Below are 18,814 nucleotides of genomic sequence, written 5' to 3'. Positions count from 1 at the left end.
CCGAGGATGAACAAAGCCAGAATTGCAACATAACGTAGCCCACCCAATTGAGATAAAAGACCTGATTTAATTGTGGATTCAGATTCAGAATTTACTAGCTTCTCCATCGAGTTGATCTCCTAGTAAATAGTATGCTAGTGTATCACAGTTGTGTAGAGGCTTTAGCTGGCGACTGAAATTCTGTTTATCCCATTCGCGGCCGATATGGTAAGCATTGAAAGCTCCACACGTCGCTGTGAACCTAGCCTGAACGCGATATGCGTCTTGCCTCCCGATAAGGAAGAATTGTAAAAAATCTATGAGAGGGCAGGTGTATTTATGCGGATCGGATCGACGTTCGCAGATTGTATGGCATTGACGCGATCAACGAATTACTAACTTGGATAGGATGCTTTAACGCCGAGAATAATTGCGGTTTAGTATTTGTGTGCGTCGTAAAACATGCCGGGCTTACACCCATTTAGGAAGAGCATCCGAGTTGTTAAGAATTTTCTTGTAAAATTTCACGGAAAATTTAGAAATTCCATTCCCGGTATCTTGTTGAACAGTCGAGTCACATAAAACAAGCAGAAATAGTAACAGAATAAATCTGTCTTGTATGGTTCCTAGCTGTGTCTTAGCTGGTGGCATTATTGAAGATGCGGAAAAAATCCCTCTTGAATAACTAGGCACTCCGCCGGGGAATAATTACCCTTATCACGAATGAGTTGTATTGGGTGAAGTCGAATATTGTTCAGATGACATGAAATAGGCAGAAGTATAGTCACTATTTCATAGAATTGAGATCGAAGAGGATATAGCGGCCATCTTCGGCATATATCTCGTAGTTATCATAGAGAATCGAACGCAGCACCGGTTGCGCTTCCAATTCGTTGAATACGGTAACGATGAAATAATCATAGCCATTTGTTTTTTGCTCGAAGATCGGCAGCCAATCCGGATTGTCGAGAAGCGGGACCTCTCCGGTGAGGACGTCCATTTCGATGTCCGATGCGTTGGGCCAGGGGGCAACGGCACGCCATCCGTAGTAATTCAGGCGGGTGTTGTAATCGTGGGTGATGCCGATTAACTTCCCGGGCGGCAGCTCTTCGGCGAGTTGTACCCAGCCTCGAACTTCCAATCTGTAATCCCGGGCTACAAGAGAATTCCGTTCACGCACGATGGGGTACGCCACGCTGAGCATGGCGACTCCAAGGAAGAAGACTTGCCATGATCTGGACAGGGCGGCGATCCTCGACAGCAGTAAATCTCCCAACGGCGCCAGAGAAAAGGCGATGATCGGAACTATGATGAGGCTGTAGTACGTGTGGGAGAGTATCAGGGAAGGAACGGACATTCCCAGCAGGAGATAACCGATCCACATGCCGAGAGACAGCGCTCTCGATTTTTGGGGGAGCAGGCAAACGCCCATCAAACTGGGCAAGAGCACGGTGAGATTGACCAGGTCGTGGAGCACCGTCATCCAGCGTACGTAAAAGCCCGGTTGAAGTAAAAGTTGGATGTGCCCGAGCGTCCAACTGCTCAGATATTCTCCAGGGGAGTACGATCCGGAAAGTCCAAACAGGTAATACGGCGCGGGGATGAGGAACATGATACCGGCCGCCGCCCATACTTTCGGATCTTTTATGGCTCGTTTGAATCCCCAATTGACGAGCACGACCAGGACGGCCGCCACGGCAAGTGGGTATACGGCGAAGACTTTGATGTAGATTGCGATGCCGGCCAGAATTCCGGAAAGTAGGGCCCACTTCCACGTGTTTTCGTCGGCCCAGCGTTGAAATGCGTAAACCGCAAGCAAGATGAACATGATCATCAACGGCTCCGGCAGGAAGGCGCGGCTTCCGCTGAAGCCGAAAGGGGCGAACATGTAAAATGCCAGGCTTACGATTGCGCCGTCCTCCGATGTTGCGCGGCGGGCAATGAGAAAGAGCGCCAATCCACCGATGATCCAGAACAGAATTGCGTACAGCCGGGCGATCCATAAATGCTCACCGCCGACCAGTTTGTAGGTATAGGCGACGATGGTCTCGAAGACCTTTGGCTCGAGCGTTTCGAACTGGCTTCCCAGCGAGATGGCCGCCTGCCGGGTTTCGGGATCGGCGTCTGGCAGCGCGGCGTAGTATATGCCGCGAGTGATCGATGCGGCGCGTAGCTGGCGCCATGGGTGGAAATCGAGGGGTGCATCCGTGATGTCGACGAGGCGCAAACCCAATCCGATCCCGAAGAGAAATAGCAACACGGCCCCGTATAAAATTTTCGATTGGGTGAAGAAGCGATGATGTGTGGGATTATAATTTTTGGTGGTTTCGGTAATGCTCATCGGATGTTTCCTCTTGTACTTTGTTGTAGTTCGATTGGCTCCTGATTGCTATCCGCAAATATAACATATGATAAGTAAATCACCTGCAGCAGTGTTAAGGGGCATTGAGTAATTCGTCAACTTCTCTCGCTAGATTCGATTCAGATGAAATCTCACATTGTGACAACATTCTGTCGGAAGAGTACTTGCATTGTATTATGTTATGATAATCGCAATCCAAATTTGGGGGCTTTTTCCAGTGTCTGATTTACTCAATCGTGAACGATTTCACCAGATATTCCTAATATTCCTATGCCTTGCATTTGGAGCTGTCCTGGCCAGTTATGCGCTTATCGGTAGCCACATGCGGTACAGTGGGGATGACTATTGCTTTGGCGCTTTATTGAGAAATCAAGGATTCTGGAAAGCTTCTTGGGGTCCTTACTTTGGGATCACGAGTTTTCCTGGGAACAGATATTCCATGATTCTGCTTTCGATGGTCTCCGGTCTGTTTCCACCAAAATTCAATGGTCTCTTACCCGGACTCGCCATTTTGTTCTGGTTGATTGGTTTGAGTATGGCGCTCAGAGAGGTCTTTTATACTCTTGGAACTAGACTTCCTGATTTGTATTTCCTGTCTATCGCTGAGGTCTTAATCTTTCTGACGTTGTATCAAGCTCCTGATTTGTCACAATCTCTTTATTGGCGATCCGGAATGTTAACTTACTTGGCTCCATTGATATTATTCACATGGTTGGTTGTCGTAGTTCTGAGACAGAGTAAAAAACCCAATGCATCTCCAGTGGCTTTAGGTTTCATGAGCTTGTTGGCTGTTTTTTCGGGTGGATTCTCAGAGACTTCCACTGCGCTACAATTGGGTTTCTTCTTAATATTTCTTGTCGTAGTCCTCGTTCGAAACAAAAGCCATCTAAGTGACCAGCGGCCATTAATTCTTGTATTGTCCATTACTGTGATTGCATCATTTATAGCGCTTGTTTTCCTGTATATATCACCAGCGAATCAAGTGAGACGAATAGACATGGCACTGCCTTCTCCTCCTGATCTATATTCTCTTATCCGAATGTCATTCACTCACTCAATGGATTTTATTGTCGGCACAATCAAAGCATTACGAACGCCTTCGATATATACACTCATAATTGCATTCTTCCTGTCTGTAGCTCTCAATTTACGCTTCCAATTGCCTGGCTTCTCTCGATTTTCGCACTTATTGATTGGTGTGTTATTAATACCGTTGGCAGCATATGTATTGATCGTTTGTTGTATAGCACCCTCAGCATATGTTCAACATGCATATCCTGAGTCAAGAGCGTTAATCCTAGCAAGGGTTGTTATGGTTTGTGCGATCATGTGCCTGGGTTGGATTGCCGCTCAAGTTTTAACGAAAAAATACGGTTTGTCTTTCAAATACAAATCCGTTCTTGTAGTTTGCACGCTGTTTGTACTTTCTGCAATGTGTTTATACCCTCTTCGTGTCGCCTATGGTGTGATTAAAGACCTACCTCATTATCAGAAATGGTCCCAGTTTTGGGACACTCGCGATCGAGAGATACGGGAGGCCAATGAACGCGGGGTTAAGGATATCGAGGTGGTCCAGATCGATCACATCATCCCGAGAGTCGGAGAACTATCGCCCGATCCCGGCTATTGGTACAACCTTTGCGCTGCGGAGTACTACGGCGTCGATTCGATCCGCGCCAGTTTGCCCGGATGGGACGATTGAGTGGTTCTGGTTTGTTCCGTTTCTACAAGGACCAGTTCGGGAGCACATCGATATCCAGGGCGTCGCGTTGGCCGGCAAGGAATCGCCGGTGCCCGACTGCGGCAGTCATGGCGGCGTTATCCGTGCACAAGTGCAGCGGCGGGACCCGAACGGGGAGTTTCGAACTCAATTGAAACGCCTGTCGCAGCGGCCGGTTGGCTGAAACGCCCCCGGCGACGAGTATCTCCCGCGCCTGGAATTCTTCTGCAGCGGCCAGCGTTTTCCCCACGAGAACATCGACGACGGCGGCCTGGAACGATGCGGCGAGGTCGGCGATGGGCAGCCCCGGGCGAGGCGCCTCGACTCCGGCTTCGATATCCGGTTGCCGTTTGCGCACCTCGCGCAGCACGGCTGTCTTCAAACCGCTGAAAGAAAAATCCCACGTTCCCTCCAGCCAGGCACGCGGAAACTTCAACGCTTCAGGATTCCCATTTTCGGCGGCTTGCTGTATCGCCGGACCCCCGGGATAGGCCAGACCGAGCAAACGGGCGACCTTGTCGAAAGCCTCACCGGCCGCGTCGTCAAGCGTTCCGCCCAACCGCTGGTAGGTCAGGTGGTCGCTCATCAAAACGAGTTCGGTGTGTCCACCAGACACAATCAAGCCCAACAAGGGAAAGTCGGGTTCGGGTTCATCCAAAACCAGCCAGGTCGAATAGAGATGAGCCTCCAGGTGGTTGATCCCCAGCAAGGGAACCTTTGAACCGAACGCCAGCCCCTTGGCCATATTCATCCCAACGACGAGAGAGCCCGCCAATCCGGGTCCCCGCGTGACGGCGATGGCATCCACGGCCTCTGCGGCAATGTGGGCTTGCGAGAGCGCGCTGGATACGACCTGGTAGATGACTTCTACGTGGGCGCGTGAGGCCAGTTCCGGGAAAACGCCGCCATACTCGGCGTGAATGTTCACCTGGGAGGCAACGACATTGGAGATGATCCTGCGGCCATCTTCCACCACCGCGGCGGCAGTCTCGTCGCAAGATGTCTCGATGCCAAGTATGCGTGTTTCTTGTTCCACATTCACCTCGAATTTCCCTCAGACGGATCGGAGAGCACCCAAAAGGGTCGACCTAGATGCCCGGCATTTTCAGCACAAGGTCTTTGGGATAGTCGGCCAGGATTTCCATCTTCCCGTCCGGACGTACCCATATTGTATCTTCGATTCGCACCCCGTAGTTCCGCCCCGGATAATATAGACCCGGTTCGATGGTGACCACGGAGCCGGGGCGCAGCCGGTCTTGATTGCTTTCCAGGTGGACGGAGTTTGGCGCTTCATGAACGTCCAGCCCCAATCCATGCCCCAGAGAGTGAACGTAGCCTTCTTTTGTATTGCTGTCCGACATGATCGTCGCATGTCCCTGCTCGGCGAACATCTCGCAGGCCATGATCTGATAATCCCGGAAGGGCGCATCTACTTCCATGGCCTCCCGGACGGAGTCGTACACGTCGAGGACGTCCTCATACGCAGCCTGCACGTCATCGGGCGCGTGCCCCAGGCACCACGTGCGGGTGAAATCGAAATAGTATCCACCGCCGGCTTCCGTGGGATAGATGTCGAAGATGATCGATTTGCCCACGGCCACCGGGTCGTCGTCGCTGCCGCTGCTGTGGGGCACACCGGCGTCCCGCCCGATGGCGAAAATGCAGCCGTGGGGATTGTCGGCCCCGCGCATGGATAACCAGGTATTGATGCGCCGCTTCACTGCGCCGACGGTGAGCACATTGCCGCTTCGATCTACGAGCAGGTCGTTTTTCACGTTGTGGGACGTCAGGAACCCGGCGACGTCGGACACCACGTTGGTCGTGACCTGTCCCATCTTGCGGATGCGGGAAATTTCGTCTTCGTCCTTCGTCGTACGTGCGCGGCCGAGCACGGATCTGGAAGTATCCTCGCCGACGATCTCCACATCGGGTTGAATTTGCTCCAGTAGTCTGAGTGACGCGAACAGCGAGCCGATTTCGGTTTCTCCGTACAGCGCCACGCGTCCCGAGACGTCGAAATCCTGGAGCATACGCTGCAACTGCAGCGCCAACATGCGCATGTGGTCGCCGCCCGTTTCTTCCAGCAGTTTATAAATGTCGTAGTCGAATATGTTCTTGGTTTGCAGCCCGGTGTTGGCAGCTTCGTCGCGTTCCATGGGAAGATAGAACAAAACCGGCGCCTGGCCGACTTTTTTGATCAGGAAGGTGCTGCTGATCGGCTTGATGCCCGTAAAGTACACCATCGCGGGATTGTGCGAAGTCGGTCCGGCGATGAGTAAGGCGTCAATTTCGCCTGCGGTCATGAGGTCGTCGATTTCATTCTTCATGCAAGTTGATCCTTTAAGCTATCCCGCGAAAACCAGGATGTGATGGAAAGACTACTTCTGCCCACTTCTGCGTTGCAGGGCTTGCTTGAGAACTCGAATGAGCGCTTCGTCTTGCGCTTCAAGCACCGTACGTGGGTCCAGCACTACTCGATTCTCTTCGATACGCGCAATCACTGCCGGTTCGGCGCTGCGCAATTGTTTGGTGAACGCGTTTGGATGGCGCCTCTCGATCGCCAGCACCCAGGTCGGCAGCGTTTCCTCGGGCAGGCTGCCGCCGCCTACCGTCGAACGACTGGCGACGACATCTCCCCGGCCGATTTGTGCTGCCCATCGCTGCGCACGTTTCTGCAGTGTTTCTTCTCCTGTGGAAATCATCCGCCACACGGGGATCGCAGATACTGCTTCTTCGCGCAGATAATGCTGCAGCGTAGCGCAGAGCGCCGCCAGGCACAATTTATCGGGCCGCAGGGCTCTGGCGAGCGGGTGCTTGAGGAGCCGTTCCACCAGCGCCCCTTCGCCGACGATGATCCCCGCTTGCGGTCCTCCGAGCAGCTTGTCGCCCGAGAAAGCCACAAGTGGGGCGCCGGCCTGCAGGGATTCCTGTACCGTCGGTTCGTGTCCCAATCCGAACTGCGCCGTGTCCAGCAGCGCACCGGAACCGAGATCGTCGAGCACGGGTACGCTGTGTTTCTCTCCCAGGCGCACAAGTTCTTCCAGCGGTGGTTCGGTGGTGAAGCCGACGATCTTGAAATTGGAATGGTGGGCGCGCAGGATCAGTGCCGTGCGTTTGTTGATGGCGGATTCGAAATCCGCTGGATGTGTGCGGTTGGTGGTGCCCACTTCGATCAGCTTGGCGCCCGATTGGCGCATCACGTCAGGGATGCGAAATCCACCGCCGATCTCGATCAACTGCGAGCGCGATACGAGCACTTCCTTCCGTCGGGCCAGCGCAGTCAGGGCAAGCAACACCGCGGCAGCGTTGTTGTTGACGACCAGCGCCGCTTCGGCGCCGGTGAGTCTTTGCAGCATGCCTCCCGCGTGGACTTCGCGTTTCCCGCGTGCGCCGCGGGCGAGATTGTATTCGAGCGTGCTGTACCCGCGGGAAACCTCACGCATGGCGGCCTGGGCGCTCTCGCACAGCGGGGCGCGACCGAGGTTGGTGTGAAGAATGACGCCCGTGGCGTTGATCACGGGCACCAGACTCACCGACAACCACTGCTCGAGTGTGGATCCCGCGGTCTCCAGTTGCTTCGCTCCAGGATACGCAGCAGCCATTCCAACAATCCCACACCAGCCGCCAGCAGGATCGCAAGCGGAAGCGAGAGGCTGCGGTTGATCTGCAGCCAGACACAAAGAGCGGCATACAATCCGACCCACAAACCCTGCCGCAGCAGGGTCGATGGAGCCGCCGGACGGTCGGCCGAGAAACGACGGTGAAGCAGCCAGATGAAGGGCAGCACCGTACCGGTCACGGCCAGCACCCAGAGGAAGAAGAAGAACCAACGCGGTCCGACGGTTGGCAGGGTAACGTTCATCAGCACGAGCAGTCCCAGCCAGCCGATTGCGGCGAGGATGATCGCGGCGATCATCAGACCGCGGTAGCTTACCGAAGACGGACTTTCCACGAGTAGACTTTCCCTCTCTGCTTACGTCCGAAATTATAGCGCACTGGCCTGCCGCATGGAAACGTGCAGCCGTCAGGCGCCAAAAGAGCCTGGGGTATAATCCCTCCGATGTCGCTGTTATCTGCTTCCGAGGTTGCGAAATCGTACGGCGCCCAGGACGTATTTTCCAGGGTGTCTCTCGTGATTCCTCGCCGCGCCCGCATTGCACTCGTTGGCCCCAACGGAATCGGAAAGACGACCTTGCTACGCGTTCTCATCGGGCTCGAGAAACCGGACCAGGGCACCGTGCAACGCGCACGCTCGCTGCAGATCGGGTATCTACCCCAGGAAGTCAGCTACTCGAAAAGCCGCCGGAACGAACTCTCCGAAACGTTGTGGGACTCCATGCTGCAGGCTTTTACTTCCTTGCGCGCCCAGGAAAAGACTCTGGCGAGCCTGGAAAAGAAAATGGCCGATCCGGAGGAAGCGGAAGCTGCCCTGGAACGCTATGGTCCGCTTCAGGAAGCGTTTGAATTGGCAGGTGGGTACACCTATCCCGCTCAAATTCGCCGCGTCCTCAACGGTCTGGGTTTCGGTGAGGATGAATACAGTCATCCCATTCGACAACTCTCGGGCGGGGAGCGTACGCGCGCATTTCTGGCGAGACTGCTGCTCGAAAATCCCGATCTGTTGATCCTCGACGAGCCGACCAATCACCTGGATCTGGAAGCCGTCGAATGGCTGGAGGGCTGGCTGCGTGAATGGGACGGCGCAGCCTTGATGGTTTCTCACGATCGTTATTTTCTCGACCATACTGTGGACAGGATCCTGGAGATGTCGTCGACGGGCCTCGAGGCCTATCGGGGAAATTATTCCGCCTACGTGGACCAGCGCATCGAACGACGGCAACGGCGGGAGGCCGAGTATCGAGCGCAGCAAGAGCACATTCAAAAGGAGCAGGAATACATACGCCGCAACATTGCCGGGCAGAACACCCGTCAGGCGCAAGGCAGACGAAAGCGGTTGGAACGGATGCTGCAGGAAAGCGCCATATCTCCCGTGAAAGTGGTGCAGCGCGTGCGTGTCGATTTTGGCGAGGTAAAACGCTCGGGTGACATCGTTCTGGAGACGCACGATCTGCAGATCGGTTACTCAGATTCAGATACTCCCCTTTTCCTCGTGCCGGATTTGATCCTCCACAGAGGGGAATGTGTCGCCATCATCGGTCCGAACGGGGCGGGGAAGACGACCTTTCTCAAGACGCTGCTGCGTGAGGTCGAGCCGTTCGCCGGCGACGTTCACTTCGGGGCAAGTCTTCACGTGGGATATTTCGCCCAGGCACACGAGGGTCTGAACCCTAAGTACACGGTTTTAGAAACCATCCTTGCTGTCGCCCCGGAGCTGAAGATATCTGAGGCGCGGAGCCTGCTCGCCCGTTTCCTGTTTACGGGCGACACGATCGAGAAGCGGATCGAAATCCTCTCCGGAGGGGAACGGGCGCGTGTTGCCCTGGCCGTTCTGGCGCTCGAGGGCGCGAATTTCCTCATGCTGGATGAGCCCAGCAATCATCTCGATATTCGCTCGCAAGAAATATTCGAACAGGCGTTGGGAGATTTTCCCGGAACGATCCTGCTCGTTTCTCACGACCGCTATTTGATCGACGTGTTGGCCACACAGGTGTGGGTCGTCGAACCCTTCGAGCGAGTCCTCGAGGTGGTGAAAGGTGGATACGCCGCCTACCTGGAAGCACGGCGTGAGAAAGGCGAGAAGGGAAAGGATAAGCCGAAACGGACCGCCCGGTCCGTCGAGAAACGCCGCATCCCATCCCGAGCCGGAATCGAAGAACTCGAGACGCAGATTCATGAAATCGAAACCGCGCTGGCAAAAACGGCGAGAGAAATCCAGGCCTCAACGAACGATCACGTGAAAATCCAACAGTTGGGACAGACCTACGCCGAACTCGAGAAGCAGTTGAATTTATGCCTGGATCGCTGGGAGAGTCTGGCAGGGGAATAGATGGGAAGACAAGGCCGACGAGGGCATGTTTTTATGGATGAAACTCGTCTCTGCACTTGGCGAGTTGCGCAGGAAAAGACAATTTGGTTGCGTGATATAATCCGACAGAATTTCAAATTGGGGAGCGATTTGCAGCGGTTTCATAAAGCGCCCCTCGATTCTTTATTGACACATCGGTCGGCATCTTGTCTGAAGTCTGGGAGTATGGATACGGCAGTATGAAACTAAGTCGAAAACCACAAGCGAAGAAGCGCCGCAGGCCCTCGAGCCGGATCATCCGCATCCTGGCTGGAGCGTTTCTCGTTGCGGCGGTGTTCTCCATCATACTCATCTTCAGTGCAGTACGCGATCTGGCCGCCGCCTGGTCGGGGATGGGTTTGCCTTCTTTCGAAATCTCTTCGAACAGCTCGGCGGTGCCCGGAACGACACCCACGGCGCCGCTGCTCGAGGAACTGCCAGATCCCTGGAACGGAACCGAGCGTGTGACCATCCTGCTGATGGGCCTCGATTTCCGGGACTGGCTTTCGGGGGAGGGGCCACCGCGCACCGATTCGATGATGCTGGCGACCTTGGACCCGGTCAGCATGACGGCGGGGATGCTCTCAATCCCGCGCGACCTGTGGGTTGAAATTCCGAATTACGGACACGGCCGCATCAATACCGCATACTTCATCGGGGAAAAAGATCGCCTTCCAGGCGGTGGACCGGCGCTTGCCGTTGCGACGGTGGAGAAATTCATCGGCGTTCCCATTCAATACTACATGCAGATCGACTTCAGCGCCTTCGAGAGAATGGTCGACGAAATTGGCGGCATTCAAGTCGAGGTTCCCGAGTATATCAAAATCGACCCCATCGGCCCGGACAACACCATTCGCCTGGAGGCAGGCACCTACACCTTCGACGGTGAAACGGCGTTGGCCTACGCTCGTTCGCGGAAATCGGAGGGTGGAGATTTCGACCGCGCTCGCCGTCAGCAGCAGGTGGCCATCGCCATCCGGAATAAAATCCTCAACCTGGGAAATCTGCCTTCGCTGCTTTCGAAAGCACCTGCCCTTTATCAGGAGTTGGCCTCCGGCATCCGTACGAATCTGTCGCTGGACGAGATGATTTCGTTGGGGCTTACTGCGCTGAAAGTGAAACAGGAAGACATCCGCCGCGGCGTGATCGCGCCGCCGACGAACGTCACTCTCGAGACGGTTCTCTACGGCGGTGAGGAAGCCGAAGTGCTCAAACCCGTCCCGGATCAAATCCGGCTCCTGCGTGACGAGATCTTCACCTCGTCGGGAGCCATCGGACCTTCTATCGATGCAGAGCAACCGGACGAAGCGGCACAGCAGGAAGGGGCTCGCCTCGCCGTCCTCAACGGCGCCGGCGAGGAGGGTTTGGCGGGGCAAGCGGCAGACTTACTGCGCCAGTTCGGTTTCAACGTCGTGGAGGTGTCGAACGCAGATCGGATGGATTACCCGCAGACCCACGTGATCGACTACACGGGAAATCCCTACACGACGCAGTACTTGATGGAGTTGGTCAACTTGACTCAGAGTCAGATTCTGTACCAGCGCAACCCAGACTCTGAGATCGATGTGGCGGTTATCCTGGGCTACGATTGGGTGCAGGTGTTGTCCATGCTCAATGCGGCACTTCCGTAAGTGTCGTCTCCCGCTGCCGCGAACTTCATCGAGAGCGGATTTCGATCGCCCAATGTGATACCTTTTAATAAAGTCGTCTCTCACGTTGAGTGAGGCCGATTTCTCCAGTCAGCGTATGCAAGCCAGACCTGACAGGTTAATTGCTGCAATTCACGAATCGCTTGGGGGAAAGAAATGGGTCATCTGGAGGCCGCATGATCCAAACCGAATCACTGGTCAGGAGATACAACGGTGTCGTCGCCGTGGATCAGCTCACGTTTCGTGTGGAAGCGGGAGAGGTGTTCGGTTTCCTGGGGCCCAACGGTGCGGGAAAGACGACGACCATCATGATGCTCACCGGTCAGCTTCGACCGACGAGCGGAAAAGCGAGCATCGCCGGCTACGACATCGTCAAACAGCGGGCGAAGATCAAACCGCTGATCGGTGTGGTTTTCGAGTATCAGAACCTCTATGAACGCATGAGCGCCCGCGATAATCTAACCTTCTTCGCACAGCTCCATGGTGTGGGAAAGAAACGTGTGGAAGCGTTGCTGGAACGGGTAGGACTGCAGGACCGCGCCAGGGAAAAGATAAAGGTGTTTTCCAACGGCATGAAGCAGCGCTTGCTGATTGCACGCGCTTTGTTGAACGAGCCCAAAGTACTCTTCCTGGATGAACCCACGCGCGGACTCGATCCGGCTGCGGCGCGGGCGATTCGCGAGACGATCGAGAACCTGGGAGAGACAGGCACGACGGTGTTTCTGACCACGCATTACATGGAAGAGGCTGATGAGCTGTGCCGCAGGGTGGCGTTTCTGAGTGAGGGGAAAATAATTGCCATGGATACCCCTCGCAACCTGAAACTCAAGTACGGGGAGCGCAAAGCCAGGGTCATTCTGGATGATGACAGCGAGCACCTCCTTTCCCTCGACGAAGCCGCTGATGCTGCACAAATGGCGCAATGGATGCGGAATGGAAAGGTGCTCACCGTCCATTCCTTGGAAGCATCTCTCGAGGATGTCTTCATCCGGCTGACGGGGAGGATGCTCCTATGAACTTGCGCGTAAGTCTGAGTGTGGCACGTAAGGATTTCATCGATGCGCTGCGCAACGCCAGATTATTGGTGGTCATCCTCATGCCCATCGGTTTTTCGCTGCTTTATGGGTATCTGTTTCGTGATTCGATCAACGAAACAAAGGTCGCCTTCTATGCCCCGGATGAGACGAAAGTGCTCGCTGCGATCCAGGCCATGGACAACGTCGCGTTGACGAACGTGACGGATCCCCAAGAAGTAGAAGCGGAAGTGGACAACGGCAGTGCGGCCATCGGTGTGATTCTTCCGGCCGAGTTCGATGCGAAGCTTCGTCGTGACGAGCAGCCGGAGCTCGACTTGATTTTCAAAGACGATCCGGAAACTGCGGCCGGTTTTCAACGCACATTGATGCAGGCTGTTGAGGGACTATCCGGCCGGCCGCCGGTCGTCAACGTCGTCACCCGCACACTTCATCCGGCGCAGGGCAGCGCAGAGAATGCAAGCGAGCCGATTTTCGGGTTTTTCCAGGATATACAACTTCAGGGGTACTTCATCGTATTGTGGGTCATGATGGCCGTGACGATGAACGGAAGTTTCATCGTGCCGACGTTGCTCGTAGAAGAAAAAGATCACAAAACGCTTGCCGCCATCCTGGTCACGCCGGCAGGTTACCCCGATGTGATCATGGGCAAACTGCTGGTGGGTTTGATTTATTCGTTGCTGTCCTCCGGGATGATCATGTTCCTCAACAATGGCTTCACCGGCGATCCACTGATGTCGATCCTCATCATCGTGCTCATCAGTTTGACGATGACGCTAATCGGCTTGCTGATCGGGGGATTGATCGATAACATGTCAACGTTGAACACGTGGAGTGGTTTTATCCTCTTGCCATTGATGCTGCCCGGAATCCTGGCCGGCGTACCCTTGGCGGGCGTGAGTCCTCTCCTGACAACCCCGCTGCAAGCCATGCCGACGTTCCAACTCGTGCGCGGCCTGGCGTTGGGATTGTCTGGGCAGGGAGGCCAGGCCTGGTCGAGCGCATTGATTTTACTCATTGAATCCGTTTTGTTGTTTGCCGCCGTGCTGTGGTCCCTGCGACGGCGTGAGGCTTAAAAGCTCTGCGGACGGTTTCACACCACCCGTATCGCAGATTTCGTACCGTTCAATCCGACGGCGATGGGGCTATTCTTTGGGTGGGGGCAGAAGCCCGCGGGATTGCAGCCAGGCCGGATCGGGACGCCAGACGTATCGCTGAATATCGAGCCGCCCTTTCTCATCGAAGACGACGCCTTCATCCTCGAGCAGCTGTCGTTGTAAGTCGGGACCGAACCCCGGTCTCTTGCTGACGCCTCCCTGTGCATTTACCACACGGTGCCACGGCAATCCTTCCGGACAGCTCGCCATGGCATATCCCACCCAACGGGCGCGAACCGCGCAGTAGCTGTCGTAAGGCATCCCCGAAGGTGGAGGTATGAAGGCCGCGATTCTGCCGTAGTTCAAAACCTGACCCGACGGGATGCCCTCTACGATTTGGTAAACACGCTGATTAAACTGGGTGCGTTCCGTCATCTGTACCCCTGGAAAAAAGTATATAAGGCAGTTGTAAAGTGTGGCGTCTGTGTTCCATACTTGCCCGGCCATCATTTTTAACACTTCCGTGAGACCGTTGATGCCCGCTTCAGCTGCTACACTCTCGCCTTCAACTCCGGCCGCCGAGCATCGCCTTGAAAGCCGCTCATCGGAATTGATACCACAGTATAGCCGTTGTGTGGTTAATTCCACGCATTTCATTCGATCGAACGAGGATCTCGATCTATGGCGTGGTCCCTCGAGGTGATTTGCCTGCTCAAACCTTTCCCGGCGTTCGTGCCTTATGTTGCGGTAAACTCGAATGTTCGGCTGCAATAGCAGCGCTCGATAGATTAAGATATGATTACCCATGGAGAACATCCTGTAATTTTTAGACAGGCGATCAGCGGAACAACTCCATCTATTTTCCGGTCACTTGTGCTCCATCTGGTAGGTTAATGCCATGACTCAGCTTCGTATTGCACTGGCTCAACTCGATATGACCGTCGGTGACATCGACGGGAATTGTCAGAAAATCGCCTCAGCGATTGCCAAAGTCCGGGAGTCGAAAGTCGACATCGTAGTTTTTCCAGAGATGTCGGTTACCGGCTACCCGCCCGAAGACCTTTTGCTGAAACCGGATTTCATCGAAGCGGCGCGCAGGGGTCTCGACGAGCTCGTACCATTGACTGCAGGCATTATCGCAATCGTCGGAGTCCCGTATGCCTCCCCAGACCTCTATAACGCGGCTGCGGTGCTGCATAACAAAGAACTGGTAGAAGTTTATGCCAAACGATACCTTCCGAACTATGGCGTCTTTGATGAAAATCGATATTTTCAATCCGGAAAACAATCGCCGATCTTCAACCTGGGCGAGGTCCGCTTCGGGGTCAGCATATGCGAAGATATATGGTACCCGACCGGGCCTCCCGAAGAGCAGGCTTCCCGCGGTGGTGCGCATCTCTTGATCAATATATCTGCTTCCCCGTACTACATGGGGAAGGGCGTGATTCGCGAGCGCATGCTCTCCACTCGCGCCGTGGATAACGCCGCATTCGTCGCCTACTGCAATCTCATTGGTGGCCAGGACGAATTGATCTTCGAAGGGCGGAGCGTGATTTGTGGACCGCAAGGTCACGTGTTGGCTCGTGCGCCGCAATTCGAGGAGCACATTCTCATCGCCGATATTGACGTCGGACTTGTGATCAACCAGCGGCTCCTCGATCCTCGCAGAAGGAAACTCGTCGACGTTGACAGCGTGGAGGGGATGCGGCAGGTCGTTCTGCAACCCAACGCTCAATACCAGGCAACTCGTGATCCCATCGAAACCCGGTTGGTCACGCCGTTGGAACCGTTGGCCGAGGTGCTGGACGCTATCGTCCTCGGGACGCACGACTACGTACGGAAGAATGGGTTTAAAAAGGTCGTCGTGGGGCTTTCTGGGGGAATCGACTCTTCGCTTACGGCGGTTATCGCCGCTCGAGCGCTTGGAAGTGAAAATGTCATCGGCGTTTCGATGCCCTCACGCTATTCATCCCAACATAGCCGCGACGATGCCCTTCTCCTCACAGAAAACATCGGCATCGAGTTTCTGGTGATTCCCATCGATGACACGTTCCAGGCCTTTTTAAACATGCTCGAACCTCAATTCAAGGGGACGGAACCCAACGTCGCCGAGGAGAATATCCAGGCGCGTATTCGCGGCGCCTTACTCATGGCTTTGTCGAACAAGTTCGGCTGGATGGTCCTCACGACCGGGAACAAGAGTGAGGTGGGGGTAGGATACTCCACCCTCTATGGCGATACCGCAGGTGGTTTTGCCATCTTGAAGGACATTCCCAAGACCATGATCTATCAAATATGCGAGCTCATCAATCAAAATAGTCAGAAGCCGGTCATACCGGACAGCGTGATGACAAAGCCCCCTTCAGCCGAACTAAAGCCCGATCAGAAAGACAGCGACGCCCTTCCCGAATATGACATTCTCGACACGATCCTGCATAAGTATGTCGAAGAGAATAGAAGTATTGAAGACATTGTCGCACTTGGTTTGGATCGGGACGAGGTCGTGAAAGTAGTCAAGATGATCGACAGGAGCGAATATAAGCGCCGTCAGAGTCCGCCTGGAATCAAAGTCATGACGCGGGCCTTTGGCAAGGATTGGCGGCTGCCGATTACCAATTTCTACCACCCCTACCGCTGAGGCCGCCTGATGAGACGCTTGTCCATGATTTCAAGCGTCAGCAAATTGTGCATCGTTGGATTTAGATGGCCGCCGGGGTTCGCTACTCTCGGCGTACCCATATTTATTTCCAGCGGGAAGGGATTTGGGCCATCCCAACGGGTGTCATTGGGATGCAACGATTTTATCGTAGGTCAGGCACTTTCATCCTTTTTCAATGTGCAGCAGACGAGACCCGATAAGGCCAAGAGCAGCACCAATGCAGAACCGAGTGTATCCAGACGGATGCCGCGGATGAGAAGCGCCGGGTCTGCGCGCGTGAAACTGAGCCCAAACGCCGCGGCGGCGATCGTTGTCAGACTGAGCGTTCCCAACACGCCGCGTTTGGGCCGTATATTGGAAAGAGCATACAGCGAGAGCAGTATCACCACGCTGGAAATGATCCCCACCAACTGTGTCGGCCAGCGCGAGGTGAGGCCGCCGAACATGTCCTCGATCGGCGGTGTCCAGGCACTTTGCGGCATTTGCATGCCGTAGGCGCAGCCATCGAGGTAGCAACCCGACCATGCGGAGAGTGCGACGAATCCTGCCGGGAGTGCCAAAGCGTCGGTCAGAGACCAGAAAGAGTGACCGCTGACAGCAGCATAGATGCGAATCCCCAGAATCGCCGTCAAGGCACCGCTCGTCCAGGACAATCCACCTTGCCAGAACCAGAACATTTCGACCGGATTGCTCGAGAAGTATTCCCAATGAAGGAAGACGAAGCCCGCCCGCGCACCAAGCAAACCGAGAAACAGGGCAACGAGACCCGCGTCGATATCCCCGAGGCGCGGATCGTTTCGCTTGCGACCTTTCACCGAGCGCTCCGGAGAAGGCCTGATCCATACCAGCCAGATGAAGCTGGCCAGAATGCCGATGGTGAAAATTGCTGAATATGCGTTGCGCATGCACTCCCCTTGCCAACCAACATGATACCATCGGCCGCCGCTGCGTTTCAAAGTATTGTGCAGCGCTTCTCCGAGGTGTGTTCGGCGTCGAATGCCGATCGTCGGCCACGGATATTCGCAACCCGGTGTTCTCAACGGCGTTGTATAATCAAATCGTCAATTCTCTGGAGGCGAGTCATGTCGGATTTGCAGATCAACAAAGTCACCAACGAAAACGAACGAAAGGAATTCATTTTCTTCCCCTGGAAAGTGTACAAGGACGACCCTTACTGGGTTCCTCCGCTCGTCTCTGAGCGGCTTGAGTTCCATGATCCCAAGAAAAATCCTTTCTTCGAACACGCGCGCGTCGAGTACTTCCTCGCTCGGCGTAACGGCGAGATCGTGGGCACGATCGCAGCTTTTACCAACGACGCCTACAACGAGTTCCATGATTCCAACGTGGGGTTTTACGGTTTTTTTGAAGTGCTCGACGACCCGGAGGCCGCCGCACTCTTGCTGCGCACGGCGGAAGACTGGGCTCGAAACGCCGGTCATATTTCCATCATCGGACCGGCGATGTTTACCACCAACGACGAAGTGGGATTACTCGTGGATGGTTTCGATGATTGCCCGCGAGTGTTGATGACCTACAATCCACCGCGCTACGTGGATTACATGGAGGCCGCCGGCTTCGTGAAGGCCATGGATCTATTGGCGTACGCCAACAACATCGACGATTTCATCGAGAACATGCCGGAGAAATTGGTCCGCGTAGTCGAAAAGGTCAAGAAGACCAAGAAGTTGACGGTTCGTTCCTTTCGAATGAGAGAATTCGATAAAGAGGTCGAACGTTTCAAGCGCGTCTACAACAGCTCGTGGGAACGGAACTGGGGTTTCGTTCCACCGAACGAGGCCGAAATCGAACATATCGCCGCCGGACTGAAGCAGATTTTAGATCCCGATTTGGCGTTGATGGTGGAGCATGAGGGCGAGGTGGTTGGTGTCGGACTGACCTTGCCGGATATGTGTGCGCCGCTGCATTATGCTTATCCCCGTCCCAGTGAACCCGAGTTGTTGACCATGCTCAAACTCGTCTGGCATTGGAAGATTCGCCCCAAGATGAAATGGATTCGCGTTTTCGCTCTGGGCGTGATGCCCGAACACCGCGCGCGGGGCGTGGATGCGATGATGTACCTGGAAACGGCGAAACGGGCGAAGGCGAAGGGCTACGAGATGGCGGAGAGCAGTTGGATCCTCGAGAACAACGAAATGATGAATCGTTCGTTGAAGATGTTGGGTGGGAAAGTATACAAAACCTATCGAATGTATGAAAAGCGATTGTAAAACGGCAGCGAATTTGAGACAGGTAAGGTATAAAGGCGTTCGGTGTTTCTCACCAGCTTGAAACGAAGAAAAACTCCCTTCTCGAAAGCGGCATTTTCCCAGTGAGAAATGTCGGCTGGAT

At 54.8% G+C, this 18,814-nt stretch carries 14 protein-coding genes; 7 read left to right on the top strand and 7 right to left on the bottom strand.

Going from position 1 to position 18,814, the window contains the following annotated elements; genetic code table 11:
• Positions 1-766: 766 nt before the first annotated feature.
• Positions 767-2,320, bottom strand: a complete 1,554-nt coding sequence (locus tag P8Z34_06660) for a glycosyltransferase family 39 protein (protein MEJ2550345.1) — start codon at positions 2,318-2,320, stop codon at positions 767-769.
• A 238-nt stretch (positions 2,321-2,558) separates the two neighbouring features.
• Between P8Z34_06660 and P8Z34_06655 the strand changes: the two genes are divergently transcribed.
• Positions 2,559-4,043 (top strand): DUF6056 family protein, encoded by a 1,485-nt coding sequence (locus tag P8Z34_06655; GenBank protein ID MEJ2550344.1) that lies wholly within the window; start codon positions 2,559-2,561, stop codon positions 4,041-4,043.
• A 22-nt stretch (positions 4,044-4,065) separates the two neighbouring features.
• On the opposite strand, the gene tsaD is transcribed toward P8Z34_06655, so the two are convergent.
• From tsaD to P8Z34_06635, 4 genes are read right to left on the bottom strand one after another with little or no spacing between them, the layout of a single operon-like run.
• Positions 4,066-5,097, bottom strand: coding sequence for a tRNA (adenosine(37)-N6)-threonylcarbamoyltransferase complex transferase subunit TsaD (gene tsaD, locus P8Z34_06650; protein ID MEJ2550343.1), 1,032 nt, complete (start codon positions 5,095-5,097; stop codon positions 4,066-4,068).
• Between the two features lie 52 nt (positions 5,098-5,149).
• Positions 5,150-6,388 (bottom strand): Xaa-Pro peptidase family protein, encoded by a 1,239-nt coding sequence (locus tag P8Z34_06645; GenBank protein MEJ2550342.1) that lies wholly within the window; start codon positions 6,386-6,388, stop codon positions 5,150-5,152.
• Positions 6,389-6,439: 51 nt separating this feature from the next.
• A complete protein-coding gene (gene selA, locus P8Z34_06640; GenBank protein MEJ2550341.1) occupies positions 6,440-7,663 on the bottom strand; it encodes an L-seryl-tRNA(Sec) selenium transferase in 1,224 nt (407 codons plus the stop codon).
• Positions 7,591-8,013: a hypothetical protein gene (locus P8Z34_06635; protein ID MEJ2550340.1), complete on the bottom strand. Its 423-nt coding sequence runs from the start codon at positions 8,011-8,013 to the stop codon at positions 7,591-7,593. Before P8Z34_06635 ends, selA begins: the two co-directional genes overlap by 73 nt.
• Before the next feature lie 108 nt (positions 8,014-8,121).
• Between P8Z34_06635 and P8Z34_06630 the strand changes: the two genes are divergently transcribed.
• The 4 genes from P8Z34_06630 to P8Z34_06615 all read left to right on the top strand — a co-directional run bounded on the left by P8Z34_06630 (position 8,122) and on the right by P8Z34_06615 (position 13,785).
• A complete protein-coding gene (locus P8Z34_06630) occupies positions 8,122-10,008 on the top strand; it encodes an ABC-F family ATP-binding cassette domain-containing protein (GenBank protein MEJ2550339.1) in 1,887 nt (628 codons plus the stop codon).
• 218 nt (positions 10,009-10,226) lie between these two features.
• Positions 10,227-11,657: an LCP family protein gene (locus P8Z34_06625; GenBank protein MEJ2550338.1), complete on the top strand. Its 1,431-nt coding sequence runs from the start codon at positions 10,227-10,229 to the stop codon at positions 11,655-11,657.
• Positions 11,658-11,851: 194 nt separating this feature from the next.
• The gene (locus tag P8Z34_06620) at positions 11,852-12,691 is read left to right on the top strand and encodes an ABC transporter ATP-binding protein (GenBank protein MEJ2550337.1); all 840 of its coding nucleotides are present in this window, start codon (positions 11,852-11,854) and stop codon (positions 12,689-12,691) included.
• Positions 12,688-13,785 (top strand): ABC transporter permease, encoded by a 1,098-nt coding sequence (locus P8Z34_06615; GenBank protein MEJ2550336.1) that lies wholly within the window; start codon positions 12,688-12,690, stop codon positions 13,783-13,785. The genes P8Z34_06620 and P8Z34_06615 overlap by 4 nt, the downstream gene beginning before the upstream one ends.
• Positions 13,786-13,854: 69 nt before the next feature.
• Here P8Z34_06615 and P8Z34_06610 read toward each other — a convergent pair whose 3' ends face one another.
• Positions 13,855-14,241, bottom strand: coding sequence for an MGMT family protein (locus P8Z34_06610; protein ID MEJ2550335.1), 387 nt, complete (start codon positions 14,239-14,241; stop codon positions 13,855-13,857).
• Positions 14,242-14,704: 463 nt separating this feature from the next.
• On the opposite strand from P8Z34_06610, the gene P8Z34_06605 reads away from it, so the two are divergent.
• Positions 14,705-16,444, top strand: a complete 1,740-nt coding sequence (locus tag P8Z34_06605) for an NAD+ synthase (protein ID MEJ2550334.1) — start codon at positions 14,705-14,707, stop codon at positions 16,442-16,444.
• A gap of 173 nt (positions 16,445-16,617) precedes the next feature.
• Here the strand turns inward: P8Z34_06605 and P8Z34_06600 are convergent, their stop codons facing one another.
• Positions 16,618-17,370 carry a prolipoprotein diacylglyceryl transferase gene (locus tag P8Z34_06600; protein MEJ2550333.1) on the bottom strand — a complete coding sequence of 251 codons (753 nt, stop codon included), beginning with the start codon at positions 17,368-17,370 and terminating at the stop codon, positions 16,618-16,620.
• A gap of 177 nt (positions 17,371-17,547) precedes the next feature.
• Here P8Z34_06600 and P8Z34_06595 point away from each other — a divergent pair, with 177 nt between their 5' ends.
• Entirely contained in the window at positions 17,548-18,693 is a 1,146-nt protein-coding gene (locus tag P8Z34_06595; protein ID MEJ2550332.1) for a GNAT family N-acetyltransferase, read from the top strand.
• Positions 18,694-18,814: the final 121 nt, after the last annotated feature.

It is taken from the genome of Anaerolineales bacterium (genome assembly GCA_037382465.1).
GTDB lineage: Bacteria > Chloroflexota > Anaerolineae > Anaerolineales > E44-bin32 > WVZH01.
This window is presented reverse-complemented; position numbering and strand designations above follow the sequence as displayed.